Annotated in this window: 13 protein-coding genes; 9 read left to right on the top strand and 4 right to left on the bottom strand. The window is 61.2% G+C overall.

Translation table 11 applies throughout. The features are described from left to right. Positions 1-9: 9 nt before the first annotated feature. From U1A53_RS02990 to U1A53_RS02975, 4 genes are all read left to right on the top strand, one after another. The gene (locus tag U1A53_RS02990; RefSeq protein WP_322278887.1) at positions 10-462 is read left to right on the top strand and encodes a hypothetical protein; all 453 of its coding nucleotides are present in this window, start codon (positions 10-12) and stop codon (positions 460-462) included. Positions 463-507: 45 nt separating this feature from the next. After that, complete coding sequence (locus U1A53_RS02985; RefSeq protein WP_322278885.1) at positions 508-804, top strand: hypothetical protein; 297 nt, start codon at positions 508-510, stop codon at positions 802-804. A gap of 94 nt (positions 805-898) precedes the next feature. After that, complete coding sequence (locus tag U1A53_RS02980; RefSeq protein ID WP_322278884.1) at positions 899-1051, top strand: small basic protein; 153 nt, start codon at positions 899-901, stop codon at positions 1049-1051. Between the two features lie 9 nt (positions 1052-1060). Then, entirely contained in the window at positions 1061-2155 is a 1095-nt protein-coding gene (locus U1A53_RS02975) for a pseudouridine synthase (RefSeq protein ID WP_322278883.1), read from the top strand. Here the strand turns inward: U1A53_RS02975 and U1A53_RS02970 are convergent. After that, complete coding sequence (locus tag U1A53_RS02970) at positions 2037-2927, bottom strand: diacylglycerol kinase family protein (protein ID WP_322278882.1); 891 nt, start codon at positions 2925-2927, stop codon at positions 2037-2039. The genes U1A53_RS02975 and U1A53_RS02970 overlap by 119 nt on opposite strands. 134 nt (positions 2928-3061) lie before the next feature. Between U1A53_RS02970 and U1A53_RS02965 the strand changes: the two genes are divergently transcribed. From U1A53_RS02965 to U1A53_RS02955, 3 genes are read left to right on the top strand one after another with little or no spacing between them, the layout of a single operon-like run. Beyond that, positions 3062-4801 carry a molybdopterin-dependent oxidoreductase gene (locus U1A53_RS02965; RefSeq protein WP_322278881.1) on the top strand — a complete coding sequence of 580 codons (1740 nt, stop codon included), beginning with the start codon at positions 3062-3064 and terminating at the stop codon, positions 4799-4801. Positions 4802-4834: 33 nt separating this feature from the next. Next, positions 4835-7282: a U32 family peptidase gene (locus U1A53_RS02960; protein ID WP_322278880.1), complete on the top strand. Its 2448-nt coding sequence runs from the start codon at positions 4835-4837 to the stop codon at positions 7280-7282. A gap of 33 nt (positions 7283-7315) precedes the next feature. Then, on the top strand, positions 7316-8959 hold the full coding sequence (locus U1A53_RS02955; protein ID WP_322278879.1) for a hypothetical protein: 1644 nt from the start codon (positions 7316-7318) through the stop codon (positions 8957-8959). 10 nt (positions 8960-8969) lie between these two features. Here U1A53_RS02955 and U1A53_RS02950 read toward each other — a convergent pair whose 3' ends face one another. Then, positions 8970-9533 (bottom strand): Maf family protein, encoded by a 564-nt coding sequence (locus U1A53_RS02950; protein ID WP_322280122.1) that lies wholly within the window; start codon positions 9531-9533, stop codon positions 8970-8972. Positions 9534-9535: 2 nt separating this feature from the next. After that, positions 9536-9781, bottom strand: a complete 246-nt coding sequence (locus U1A53_RS02945) for a YgdI/YgdR family lipoprotein (RefSeq protein ID WP_322278878.1) — start codon at positions 9779-9781, stop codon at positions 9536-9538. 136 nt (positions 9782-9917) lie between these two features. Between U1A53_RS02945 and mtnP the strand changes: the two genes are divergently transcribed. Then, a complete protein-coding gene (mtnP, locus tag U1A53_RS02940; RefSeq protein ID WP_322278877.1) occupies positions 9918-10790 on the top strand; it encodes an S-methyl-5'-thioadenosine phosphorylase in 873 nt (290 codons plus the stop codon). A gap of 63 nt (positions 10791-10853) precedes the next feature. Continuing rightward, entirely contained in the window at positions 10854-12188 is a 1335-nt protein-coding gene (locus tag U1A53_RS02935) for a hypothetical protein (protein WP_322278875.1), read from the top strand. Here the strand turns inward: U1A53_RS02935 and U1A53_RS02930 are convergent. Continuing rightward, positions 12185-13027 carry a transglutaminase-like domain-containing protein gene (locus U1A53_RS02930; RefSeq protein WP_322278873.1) on the bottom strand — a complete coding sequence of 281 codons (843 nt, stop codon included), beginning with the start codon at positions 13025-13027 and terminating at the stop codon, positions 12185-12187. The two genes, U1A53_RS02935 and U1A53_RS02930, sit on opposite strands and share 4 nt — an antisense overlap. Positions 13028-13074 lie beyond the last annotated feature (47 nt).

The raw sequence follows: 13074 nt of genomic DNA, 5'->3' as shown, positions 1-13074 counted from the left end.
GACACAACCATGCCGAAGCGAGAATTGAGCCATCCGCATCAGGTCACCGATTGGCTCAACGAATGGGGGGAACGGCTGACAGAACCTGCGGAGATGATTTTGATCGGTTCGGCGGCCATTCTCTGGCATGTGGCGAGGATTGGCCGCGACGACCCGCTGCCTGAAAACAGCATGGATGCCGATCCGGTGACAGAAAGTGATGCAGTCGCCGAACTGGCCTACGATGCCCTGATCGGCAGCGAATTTGAGCAGACACACGGTTGGCATGTGAATCTGATGCCGCGCATGGTTTTGGATCATCTGCCGGTGGGATGGCGAGATCGTGCCTTTTCTCAAACGTATCGCGACACACTGACAGTGATCGTCCCTGCGGTTGCCGATCTGCTGGCGCCCAAAATCGCGCGAAATGAAGCTCGGGACCGGGCGCATGAGGCTTTCGCCGCCAGCCTGGGTCTGATTTGAGCATCATTGCAGTGCTGCCGGTATGTGGCATGCTTCGTGAGTTCCATGAACCCTTCCATCCATGACCGCTGGCCCCTGCTCCTGCATGATCAGGCGCGGTTGGAGTATGGTCGCTTGTTGTGGAAGCGGCCCTCCGCCAAAAAGCGGCTGCTCAAGCATTGGAACGACGAACGACATCCCTATGCTTCCCGTTTTTCCAAAACCTACCGTCCTTGGGTGGAGAAGGTGCTGGAGGCCGGACCGGAGACGGATGATGCCCTTGATGAAGAACTGAGCCGCCATGGGCTGAGCCTGCGGGTGGTCGTGCGCGAGATTCCGCCGGTTTTTGGCAGCTTTTACTGAGGCGGTTCTCCCCTGCACAAACCCCTTGCACCTTGGGAGCGGGCGGCTATTCTCCGCGCCCTTTTTCAGACTACCCCCAGCCCCTTTATTCACCATGTCCCAGCATAGCAGCCTCAAGACTTCCGGCTCCGTCGGCACCAAGCGCAGTGTTTTGAAGCGCGGCGAGCGCGTCAAGCTGCTCAAATCCCGTGGACTTTGGAAGGAAGGCCGTCTCCCGACGAACCTGCCGAAGACCAAGCCGGAATAAGGCTTTCCCGTGCGCCTCAATCGTTATCTCAGCCAGTGCGGCGTGGCCTCACGGCGTGGCGCGGAGGAAATCATCCTCGGCGGGCGTGTGTCGATCAACGGCCACATCATCAAGGAACTCGCCACCCAGGTGCAGCCTGACGACAAGGTCGTTGTCGATGGCTCTCCAGTGCGCACCGAGACGCCGGTCGTCCTCGCACTGAACAAACCGAAGGGCTATCTCTGCTCCCGTGGCGACACGCATGAGCGCATGACGATCTACGATCTGCTGCCGCTCAAGTATCAGAACCTGCATCACGTCGGCCGTCTCGACAAAGAAAGTGAAGGCCTCATTCTCCTCACCAATCGAGGTGATCTTTCCCACCGGATCATTCATCCGAGCCAGGGAGCAGAAAAGGAATACGAAGTCGTCGTCGATCAGCCGCTGAACGCGGAAGTGATGGCGAAACTCGTCAAAGGCATGATGACCGAGGAAGGTTTCGCCCGTGCTGAACGCGCCTGGGTGGACACCGGCTACCGGGCTCACATCGTTTTGAAGATGGGCCTCAAGCGTCAGATTCGCATGATGCTCTACTACCTCGGCTACGAGGTCACACGTCTCACGCGCATCCGCATCGGCTGGATGAAGCTTCACGGTCTGGCCAAAGGCGCCTACAAAGAACTCACACCGACGGAGGTCGAGCGCTTCTTCAAAGAAGAGCCCGCCAAGCCGCGTCTCGAGCGCAATCCCGCCGCGGAGGCAGAAGGCGAATCCGAAGGCCGGCCACCGGCTCGTGGAAAAGGCTCCAAGGATGGCGAGCGGCGTTCCAAACCTACTCGCGGCAGAGCGGGCGGCCCACCAAGGGGGCGTGACCTTAGCGAACGCGAACCCGAAGCGCGCGAACCACGCAGCTTCAAACCGACGCGTGGCGGCAAAAAGAGCGGTCCGCCGCGTCGTGGTGATGCCGAAGACAAGCCTTCCCGCTTCAAACCGAAGCGCGACTCGTTCAGCCCGCGATCACGCTCAAGCGGAACGGCGCGGGACGAAAAACCACGGGGGCGCTCAGGTCCGCCAGCTCGCCGTCCAGCTCCACGGGGGCCTCGCCGCGGTCCGACGTCACGGTGAACTCGCTCGCCTGGATGTAGTCCAGGTACTCGCACTCTTGGTAACCATCGAGCAGCATGCCGCGCAGCAGTTGGATGAATTCCATGCCGCCCAGACCGCGAAAGATGATCAAATCGAGCAGGCCGTCCGTGTTTGAGGCATCGCGGAACAGTGGAAACGGTCCGCCGTAGTGCCTGCCGTTGCCAATCAGCACCACGGTGCCTAGAAGTGGTGCTTTGCCGTCGATTTGTACACTGAGCGTCGGCGGCGTTTGCATCAGCACGTTCACGGCGCTCAGCACATAGCTGAGCGGGCCATATTTCTTCTTCTGTTCCCACGACGTGTCCTGCACGATTTGCGCGTCGAGACCCACGCCGCCGAGTTGCACGAAGTAATGCTCGTTCGCCATCCAGAGATCGATTTCCTGCCGCGTTCCGCTCGTGATCTTCCGCCAGCAGCCTTCGATGTCTCGGCCTGGCAGCTTCAGCTCCACGGAGAACACATTCATCGTGCCGAGCGGTAAAACCCCGAGTGCCGTGTGCTTTTCGCCCGGCTTGCGGCGGGCATTCGCCCGGCAGATGCCTTGCAGCACCTCGTTCATCGTCCCGTCGCCACCGGCGGAAACGACGAGTTCGTGGCCCTCGGTCGCCAGCCATTCGGCGATGACGGCGGCATCGCCCGGACCCTTGGTCAGATGCAGCTCCGGCTCAGGAGTGAGCTTGCGCAGGGCATGTTCGAGCGCGGCGGCCTTCGTGCTGCGTGCGGCGGGATTCAAAATGACCGGGATGGGCATGGCGGGGCGCATGAATGGCACGCGCCAGCCGCTTGGCAAAGACTCATGCCTGGGCGCTTGTGAAACTTTTCACAAAATCGGGTTGCCGCACTCCATGCGGCTCCGATAATCGACGCCAGTCCCCATTTTTGCTCATGCCTGCCCCTGCTGAAGCCCCTGCCGCTACTCCCGCCCCACCACCGCCTGCCGATCTGGTGAACGTGCAGATCGACGGCGTCTGGCTCAAATTCCCCAAAGGCACGCGCATGATCGAGGCCTGCAAGCAGGCCAAAGCGGAAGTCCCCCACTACTGCTACCACCCGAAACTGTCCTCCCCCGGCAACTGTCGCATGTGCCTTGTCGAGATGGGCATGCCGCCGCGTCCCGCGCCCGGCACCGAGCCTGAAAAAGACGAGCACGGCATGCCAAAGATCGGCTGGATGCCCCGCGCGGTCATCGCCTGCGCCAACACCGTCGCCGAAGGCATGGGCATCCGCACCGACTCGCTGCTCACGCAGGAATGCCGCAAAGGCGTGATGGAGTTCCTCCTCATCAATCACCCGCTCGACTGCCCGATTTGCGACCAGGCTGGTGAGTGCCGTCTCCAAGAATTCAGCGTCGAGCACGGCAAAGGCGAGAGCCGCTTCCGCGAAGACAAGGTCAAGAAGCCGAAGAACGTGGACATCGGCCCCCGCGTCCGCCTCGATGACGAGCGCTGCATCATGTGCAGCCGCTGCATCCGCTTCACCGCCGAGATCGCCGACGATCCCGTGCTCGGCTTCACCGAACGCGGCAGCCACACGACACTCGCCGTGCATCCTGGCAAGCGCCTCGAAAACAACTACTCGCTCAACACCGTCGATATTTGCCCCGTCGGCGCTCTCACGAGCAACGACTTCCGCTTCCAGCAGCGCGTGTGGTTCCTCAGCGAGACAAATAGCATCTGCACCGGCTGCGGCCGCGGTTGCAACATGGAGATCGGCGCACGCGGCGATACCGTCTATCGCCAGACTCCGCGCGACAACAACGACGTGAACTCCTCGTGGATGTGTGACCAAGGCCGTCTCGACTTCCACTTCGTGAACAGCGAGTTCCGCCTCACCGATCCGATGATCAAGACCGGCGGCAAACACAACATCGCCACCTGGAAGGCCGCGCTGAGCAACATCGCCACCGCTTTGGCCGGCAAGAAGGGCGAGGAAATCGCCATCATCGCCAGCGCCCGCATGACAAATGAAGAATTGTTCTTCGTGAAGCACCTCGCCGCCCAACTCGGCACCACCAACGTCGATGTCATCCCGCGCACTGGTGGTTCTGACAACTACCTCCGCGCCGACGACCTCAATCCGAACACCAACGGCGCGAAACTCATCCTCGGCATCGAACCCGGAGCCAAACTCGCTGAAATCACCGAACAAATGAGCCGTGGCCGCCTCCGCGCCGTGCTCGCCCTCGGTGAAAACCTCCTCAAAGTTGGTTTTACGCAGCGCGATCTCGAAAAAGTGCCGTTCATCGCATCGCTTCACATCTTGGCCAATGCCAGCGCCGAACTCAGCGATGTCGTCCTCCCCGGCACCGCCTACGCCGAGAAACGCGGCAGCATGATCAACGTCACCGGCCGCCTCCAACGCCTCAACAAGGCCGTCAAAGCCCCCGGCAACGCCCACGACACCTGGGAAATCCTCCGCGACCTCATCGTCGCCCTCGGCGGCTCCAACGGCATCCACACCGTCGAAGACGTCTTCAAACGCCTCACCACCGAAGTCCCCGCCCTCAATGGCCTCACCTTCGCCAAGATCGGTGACCAGGGTGTTCAAGTCCTCGAAACCGCTGAGAAAATCCCGCTCCTTGAGCGCGAGAAAGAACGCAAAGCGAAGGGCATCATCGTCGGTTGAGTGTATGGCCGCGCGCCTGTATCCATAGGCCGCATGCCGTCCTCCACTTTGCCACGTCCCGAACTTCTCTCTCCCGCCGGTAATTGGGACTGTGCGCGTGCAGCCGTCGCAAACGGCGCGGATGCGATTTACTTCGGCATGCCGCGCTTCAATGCGCGGTTGCGGGCGGACAACTTCACTGCGGAAGACCTGCCGGAGCTGATGAAGTTCCTCCATGAGCATGGCGTGAAGGGCTACGTGGCTTTCAACACGCTCATCTTCACCAAGGAACTGCCGGATGCCGAAACGCAGCTTCGTTTGCTCGAAAACAGCGGTGTGGATGCGGTGATCGTGCAGGATCTTGGCCTCGCACGCATGGTGAAGGCGCTCACGCCGAAGCTGCGGCTGCATGCGAGCACGCAGATGACGATCACCTCACCCGAGGGCCTCGAATTCGCCAAGCAGCTCGACATCGACCAGGCGGTGCTGGCGCGTGAGCTTTCCATGCGCGAGCTGGAACGTTTCAAGGACGCGCATGTGCCACTCGAAGTCTTTGTGCATGGAGCGTTATGCGTTGCTTACTCCGGGCAGTGCCTCACCAGCGAATCGCTGGGCCGCCGTAGCGCGAATCGTGGCGAATGCGCGCAGGCCTGTCGCATGCCGTATGAAATGATTGTCGATGGCGAACAGCGCGATCTTGGCGACAAGCGCTACCTGCTCTCGCCGCAGGATCTCGCCGCCGTGGATGAAATCCCGCGCCTGATCGAACTCGGTATCCGCAGTTTCAAAATCGAAGGCCGTCTCAAGACGCCGGAATACGTCGCCGGTGTCACGCAAGTGTATCGTGCGGCGATTGATCGTGCCTTGGCCAATCAACCGGCTCCTGCGAGCGACGCAGACCGATATGCGCTCGAAATGACCTTCTCGCGCGGACTCTATCCCGGCTGGATGCATGGCGTGAACCATCAGGAACTCGTTGGCGCTTACTACGGCAAGAAGCGCGGTCCGTATGTCGGCCAGGTCACACGCATCCTCGGTGCGGACACGCTCGAACTCGATGAATTGCACATCGCCATGAAGCCTGGCGATGGCGTCGTCTTTGAAAACCTTGCCGACACCAACTACGAGCAAGGCGGCAGCGTCTATGAGATGCGCGGCAGCGCCCTGAGCTTCCGCCACGGTCATCTGCGCATGGAAGACGTCCAGATCGGCATGCGAGTCTTCAAAACGAGTGATCCCGCGCTCAATCGTGCGCTGCGGCAGTCGTTTGAGGGAGACATCCCGATTCGGAAGCAGCGCCAGCTCGATCTTCATGTCACGGGCAAAGTCGGGGAGCCGCTCGTCGTGCGCAGCGGTGCTCACAGCATGGCGTCCACCATGGCGTTGCAGGCCGCGATGAAGCGACCGCTGACGCCGTCCGCCTTCATCGAGCAATTCAGCCGCCTCGGCGGCACCGAGTTCGAACTCGGCAGTGTGCAATTCGATGTCGAAGGCGAGGTGATGCTGCCGATCAGCGAGCTGAACCGCATGCGACGTGAGTTGATTGCGGAATGTGGAATTCGGAATTCGGAATCGCCCAAATCGCAGCCTGCGACCACGCTCGAAAGCATGCTGGAGTCTGTTCGCGCCTCCAATCCGCAATCCGCGATCCACATTCCGCAATTATTCGCGTTGTGTCGCACGCCGGCGCACATCGACGCCGCGCTGGTGCTCGGCATCCCGCGTCTCTACCTCGACTTCGAGGACATCCGTCGTTACGCGGACGCGGTGAAGCACATCAAGGCCGCCAGCGATACTGCGCAGGTCTGGCTGGCAACACCACGCATCCAAAAATCCGGCGAGGCAGGCTTCTTCAAGCTTATCGAGCGTGCGGAACCGCATGGCGTGCTCATTCGCAATCTCGGAGCCATCGCTTACTTCAAAGACAACGGCATCCCGATGACGGGCGATTTTTCGCTCAATGTCGCCAATCCGCTCACCGCCGAGATCTTGAAAAAGACCGGCCTGGAGCGCCTCACGATCAGCTACGACCTCAATATCGAGCAGGTTGTCGATTTGCTCGCCGCCGCGCCGCCCTCGTGGTTTGAGCTCACGCTGCATCAGCACATGCCGATGTTTCACATGGAGCACTGCGTCTTTGCGGCGTTCCTGAGCAACGGCACCGATTTCACCAACTGCGGTCGCCCCTGTGACAAACACCGCGTCCATCTGCGTGACCGCGTGGGCATGAATCACCCGCTGAAAGCCGACGTGGGCTGTCGGAACACGCTGTTCAACGCCGTCGCTCAAACCGGCGCGGAATTCTTTGCCGAACTCCGCGAGCACGGCCTGCGCTGCTTCCGCGTGGAGCTGCTCGAAGAGGACGCGGATGAGGCGATGATCGTCCTGCGCACCTATCAGGAGCTTTTGGCCGGCCAGCGCGATGGCGAGGAGATCTGGCGCGATCTGAAGGCCCAAAGCCAGCTCGGCGTGACGCGCGGAACTTGGGCGGAACTTCCTTGAATGGCGTAAGTTTACCGCGAGAATCACCCACCCATGGCCCGGCACGTTCACGATGATTTCAGTTTCCTGCCCACCGTCGATTCGGCGGACGAGAAGCATGTGGTCAAGGAAGAGCTGTGGGGTGCAAAACCACCGCAGCCTGCCGCTGCGGAGCCAGAAGCCCATGAGGAAGAGCCGGTGGAGACACCTGAACCGGTGCATGAGGAGGCTTACACGCCTCCGCCGGTGGTTTCGGCGCCGCCAGTTCCGGTGAAAGCACCGACGGCAGTCAATAAGGTGCGCGTGTTTGAACCAGACGCGGATCATCCACCGGCTCTCGCCGAAGCAGCGCAGGATGGAGGCGCCATGTGGAGGGCGTTTGCCTCGGAGCAGGGTTTTGATGACGCGCCGACCATCCTCACGCCGAAAGCACGGGCTGCTGCAGCTGCGGAAGAGACGATTGAGCCGGTGGTGCCACGGCGTGCGGAGCCGCGCGCGACGCCCAAGGTTTCCTTTGCCAAGGAGGAGAAAAAATTCACCCCGGCGGCACCAGCACCGCTGACGATGAAGCAATCGCGCACGGAAGGGCCGCCACCGTTGCCGCAGGGGCCAGCGCCCGCGCCGAAACAAGAGGCACCGGCGGTTCACACGGGGGTGGCCGCAGATCCAGAGGCCGCGCCTGCGGACAACACCAACGAAATCAAGAACGCCAAGAAGCGGGCCATTTTGATGACTGTCGGCGTGCATGTGGTCGTCGCCTTCATCCTGCTGCTGATGCATGTGCCGATGATGGACTTCACGCCGCCGGAGATCGTGGCGACGAGCGCGGTGGAGGAACTGGAGAATGAATCGTGGAAGAAGGTCACCTCGGCAGCACCGCAGACGAGTCCGATGGCGGCTTCGGTTTCACCGCTGCTGTCCACCGGTGTCAGCGACATCGCCATGCCGGCGGTCGATTTCTCGGCGACGGCGAGCGATCTGAATCTCGGCACCTCGTTTGGATCGTTCGGCTCTGGCGTCACCACGGGTGGAGCGGGAGGAAAGATCTCCTTCCTGGGCAACACCGCGACGGCGAAGCATGTGGTGTTCGTGGTGGACGTGTCCGGCTCGATGTCCGCCTCGATGAACGTGGAGGGGAGCGGGATGATGACGCGCTTTGACCTGCTCAAGAAGGAACTGGCGAAAAGCATCAGCGCGATGGCGGCCGGCACGGCCTACCAGATCCTTTTCTTCTCCGACTTTGCCTGGCCACATGACATGGTGGACAGCAACGACATGCGGGCGCTGAGCAACTACGAGTGGAAGATCACGGCGACGAGCCGGAATGTGAGCATCCCGCGCTTCAGCTACCTCGCCACGAACCCGGCAAACATCGGCAAGAGCAAGAAAATCATCGCCGAATCGAACAATCCCGGCGGCACCAACTGGGGCAGCGGCCTGCTGATGGCCTTGAAGGGCAGCCCCAAGCCGGATGTGATCTTTTTCATGACGGACGGGAACCGCAGCGACGAACAAGGCTGGATCAATGCCGTCACCACCGAAAACAGCCGCGGCAAGCGCACCATCATCCACACCACGGCGCTGGGAACGCCGGACGCGGCCAGGGATCTTGATGAAATGGCCAGGCGCAACGGTGGTAAATTCACTGTCGTCATGGCGGACGGAAAGATCGTGCAAGGGAAGGACCTGTTGCGCTGAGGCCCTTGGGTCAGCTTTGAAGTGCACACAGCGCCGTCATGACTTCATCCACTGGCAGACCGACGACGTTGGTGAACGATCCCTCCATGCGGTCGAGGAGCATGTCTGTGCATGCCTGGATGCCATAGGCACCTGCTTTGTCGAGCGGGTTCACTTGGGAATGATAGTCGCGGATGATCGCTTCGGAGAGCGACTTGAAGGTGACATGCGTGATCACATGCAGTTCACGCTCCACCTGACCATCGCAGGCAAACACCACACCGGTGCAGACTTCGTGAGTGCGGCCTGAGAGACGGCGCACCATGCGCAGCGCTTCGTCCATGTCGGCAGGCTTGGCCAGCGGGTCGCCATCCACGTAAACCAGTGTGTCAGCGCCGAGCACGAGAGCTCCGGGTTTCTGGAGACTGCCGGCAAGCGCTTTGCGTCGGGCGTTTTCAATCGTGAGCTGTTCCGGCGTCAGCGAAGCATCGTGGGCTTCCTCGACCTGCGGCACGACGATTTCAAAATCAAAACCCGCCTGGCTCAGCAGTTCGACACGACGCGGGGAGGCTGAGGCGAGCACGAGCGGGCGCATGCTCACGCACGCTGCTCCACGATGGTCGCGACCTCATCCGCCCGGATGACGGCATCACGTTTGTCGGGTGTGCGATAGCGGTAGTAGCCGGTCTTTTCCTGATACTGCGGCGCCCCCTTGCAAGGCACCTCGCGCCCGTCCTTGAGCTTGATCTTGTGCGGTGTGGTGGACGCAAACATGTCAGGCATCGAGCAGGAGGTGAGCACGATGACGGGCAGGAGCAGCAGTGGGAGACGTGGAACGTTCATGACAGCAGACTTGGATTTAAACGGCACTATTCAGACGCGACTTTCGACGATTCTGTTCATCCTTCAACAGGTGACATTTTCAATGTCATGGATTGATGCCAGTTGAAGCAAGCTCCGTGCCTTTTACCCTGCCCGCATGAGTCAAAATCTCCCTCCAGCCATCGGCATCATCGGCGGTTCCGGTTTGTACGACCTTGAAGGTCTCGAAAATCGCGAGGAAATCACCGTGGAAACGCCGTTTGGACACCCTTCGGACGCGCTGGTGACGGGCGCGCTGAACGGGCGTCGCGTTTATTTCCTGCCACGGCATGCCAAAGGTCATCGCCTCCTGCCTACGGAGCTGAATCATCGCGCCAACCTCTGGGCGCTGCGCAGCCTGAACGTGCGCTGGATCATCGCCGTCACCGCAGTCGGCAGCCTGCAGGAGCAGTATCATCCGCGTGACATCGTGCTGCCGGACCAGTTCTTCGACCGCACCAGCCGCCGTGACCAGCACACGTTCTTTGGCCGTGGCATCGTAGCGCACGTTGCTTTTGGTGATCCCATTTCCGACAAGCTGCGGGTGTTGTTGCATGACGCCGCCGTGGCGCAGGGACGCCGCGTCCATAATGGCGGCACCTACGTCTGCATGGACGGTCCCGCCTTCTCCACGCGGGCGGAATCCAACGCGCACCGCCAGCTCGGCTTTGATGTCATCGGCATGACGAACCTGCCCGAGGCCAAGCTCGCCCGCGAGGCCGAGATCGCTCTCGCCACGCTGGCGATGATCACGGATTACGACTGCTGGAAAGTCGAGGAGGAAGCTGTGACCGCCGAATCCGTCATCGGCCACCTCCACGCGAATGTCGCTGCCGCGAAAGCCATCCTCGCTCAGGTCATTCCGCAGATTCCCACTGAACCGAACTGGCCTGAGCATCGCTCGCTCGACACCGCTCTGATGACCGACCGCAAACTGTGGCCGGAGCAGACGGTGGAAGACTTGCTGCCGATTTTGCTGCGGTTTCTGTGATTTTTTCGAGGCGGAAAACCGCGAGGCTTGCCAAATCGGCGTTGGTTGTCGCAGACTGCGAAAATGAATCCGCCTGACCTCCTGCCGCCTGTTCCGAATCTGCCGCTATTGCCCGTTCCTCCACGGAAAGGCATGAGCACCGGCGTGATCGTGGTCATCGTTGTCGGGGTGGTGGTGTTGGTGGTCGGCGTACTGGCCGCGCTGGCGATTCCGACCTTCCGCCGCGTGCAGGCAATGGCTCAGGAGATTAAGAACAAGCAAACGCCGGCGCTCAATCCGCCGCCGCCGCTGACTGCCGCGCAAAAGCAGGCGCTGGAACGGTTCGGGGTCGAGCTGGCTGAGGCACTCAGCAAGAAAGACTCGGCCAGGGTGATGTCCTTGCAGGACGCCGAGGGACTGACCGCACGGGTCTTTGGAAAGCTCCCCACAGGGATTCCGAACAGCACCGAGATGCGCGCCGGATTCATGCAGGGAATCAAAAAGCGCGAAGGCGGCTGGATGTGGAGCGTGCTGGGTGGAGAGGTGCGTTTTCTGCGGGCACGTGAGCGTCAGGGCTTCCCCGCCGTGCTGCTGCGGGTGAAATCGGCCGAGGGCGCGGTGAACTACATCGACATCATGGCCAGGCCTGAGGGCGACAGCTTCCGTGCCGTGGACATGTTCAATTACATCTTTGCCACCACGGCGTCCGAGGAGTCGCGTAACGCGCTCGCGGCGATGGTTTCCAAATCGGCGGGGGGCGGTCTGGCGGCCTTGCTGGGCATGCCGAAGATGGACGAGGCGGTGTCGGGTTACCTTGTCAGCATCAACGAGGCCATGCGTTCTGGAAACATGGCCGAGGTGTTGCGCATCTGCGACGGACTGCCCCAGGAACTCAAAACCCAGCGCATCTTCTTCATCCTGCGCCTGCAGGCGCTCATGTCGCTGAGTTCCTCCGACAAGGTCGAGACGCAGTACAAGGAGGCCCTGCGCGCGGCTCCGGACATTCTCGGCAAAGACAGCACCACGGATCTCCTCATGGTGGATCTGTTGTACATGGAAAACGATCTCAAGGGTGCGGAAGAATGTCTGAAACGGGTGGAGGCGGTCGTCGGTGGCGATCCTTATCTCAAATACCTGCGTGGTGGCACACGGTTGCAGATGAAGGATTATCCGGGGGCATTGGAACTGGCGGATCAGGCCGCCAAGGAGGATCCCAAGATGGCGGAGATCGTCGATTTACGCATCACCGTGCATCTCGCCCGCAAGGACTACAAGGCGCTGGCGGATGAGCTGCGCGCGTTCAAGCGTAACTTCGGCCAGGTGCTTGACCGCAAAGCGCTGGCCGATGACGCCCAATACGCCGAGTTCCTTGCCTCGCCCGAATTCGCCGCTTGGGAAAAGGAACTCGCCGCGCCTTAATCTTCCATCAGCTTCACGGCAAGACGGCGCATGAACTGGCGCTCATGGAGGAGGCCGAGGCGTTCGTAAGCTTCATCAAGGTTGCGCAGGATGCGCAGCAGGGTGCCGTCGGCGGTGGCGGATTCCCGGATCAGGTCTTCCATGCCGGGATTGGCGGCGGGATGGTGTTTGGCCACGTCGGCGGCCAGCATGAAGCGGCCGCGGTTGAAACAATCCACCAGCCACGTTTGTTCGCGGTAGGTGACACGGGAGAGGAAATGGCCGGGGAAGTTGCAGCCTTCGACTTCGAGGCCAAAACGCTGCCCCAGCAGGCGGTAGAGACAGCACAGGCTGATCGGATTGCCCAGGCCGGTGTCCAGCACCCAGAACAGGTTGCTGTTCGCGGGCGAGTAGTAGTCTTTGCTGTTGCCTCGGAAACGCGTGATGCCGCCATGCGGCGCGAACAGCCATTGCGAGAGTTCGTGCGCATCCATGCGACCCTGCTCGGCAAACCCCTCCTCGGCCATCGCGTCGAGACGTTTCGCCAGGTTGGAGGATTGCGTCTTCCAACCGTTCAGGAAGGCGGAAAGCTGGCTCAGGCCCTCCTCAAGCTGCGCGTCCGGGCCTTCCATCCAGCGCCAGCGCATCCAGGTTTCTTCCAACTCGGTGCGGCGTGCCGGTTCGAGCATTTGCGCCACAAGTCGCTCTTCATCGGCGGTGAGCGGCGTCTCCAGCGTCTCAATGTGTTGCGGCAGTTCCCGCCGCATGCCGGTCAGCTCCTGCTTCACTGCCTGACGCACCACCTCCGACTCGTCGTCGAGCAGTTTGATCAGGTGGCTCAGATGAGCGGTGGCAGGCATGGCACGGTGTTAACATGACCCGCCCATCGGGCGCAATCATGAATTGC

The sequence above is a fragment of the Prosthecobacter sp. genome, from assembly GCF_034366625.1.
Classification (GTDB): Bacteria; Verrucomicrobiota; Verrucomicrobiia; order Verrucomicrobiales; family Verrucomicrobiaceae; genus Prosthecobacter.
Note: the sequence above shows the minus strand (reverse complement) of the source record. Positions and strands in the feature narration are given on the sequence as shown.

What these genes read in the sequence shown, in the direction of transcription:
- U1A53_RS02955 (WP_322278879.1), top strand. Translation starts at nt 7,316, where the DNA reads ATGGCCCGGCACGTTCACGATGATTTCAGTTTCCTGCCCACCGTCGAT.
- U1A53_RS02965 (WP_322278881.1), top strand. Translation starts at nt 3,062, where the DNA reads ATGCCTGCCCCTGCTGAAGCCCCTGCCGCTACTCCCGCCCCACCACCG.
- mtnP (WP_322278877.1), top strand. Translation starts at nt 9,918, where the DNA reads ATGAGTCAAAATCTCCCTCCAGCCATCGGCATCATCGGCGGTTCCGGT.
- U1A53_RS02935 (WP_322278875.1), top strand. Translation starts at nt 10,854, where the DNA reads ATGAATCCGCCTGACCTCCTGCCGCCTGTTCCGAATCTGCCGCTATTG.
- U1A53_RS02980 (WP_322278884.1), top strand. Translation starts at nt 899, where the DNA reads ATGTCCCAGCATAGCAGCCTCAAGACTTCCGGCTCCGTCGGCACCAAG.
- U1A53_RS02960 (WP_322278880.1), top strand. Translation starts at nt 4,835, where the DNA reads ATGCCGTCCTCCACTTTGCCACGTCCCGAACTTCTCTCTCCCGCCGGT.
- U1A53_RS02950 (WP_322280122.1), bottom strand. Translation starts at nt 9,533, where the DNA reads ATGCGCCCGCTCGTGCTCGCCTCAGCCTCCCCGCGTCGTGTCGAACTG.
- U1A53_RS02930 (WP_322278873.1), bottom strand. Translation starts at nt 13,027, where the DNA reads ATGCCTGCCACCGCTCATCTGAGCCACCTGATCAAACTGCTCGACGAC.
- U1A53_RS02990 (WP_322278887.1), top strand. Translation starts at nt 10, where the DNA reads ATGCCGAAGCGAGAATTGAGCCATCCGCATCAGGTCACCGATTGGCTC.
- U1A53_RS02945 (WP_322278878.1), bottom strand. Translation starts at nt 9,781, where the DNA reads ATGAACGTTCCACGTCTCCCACTGCTGCTCCTGCCCGTCATCGTGCTC.
- U1A53_RS02970 (WP_322278882.1), bottom strand. Translation starts at nt 2,927, where the DNA reads ATGCCCATCCCGGTCATTTTGAATCCCGCCGCACGCAGCACGAAGGCC.
- U1A53_RS02985 (WP_322278885.1), top strand. Translation starts at nt 508, where the DNA reads ATGAACCCTTCCATCCATGACCGCTGGCCCCTGCTCCTGCATGATCAG.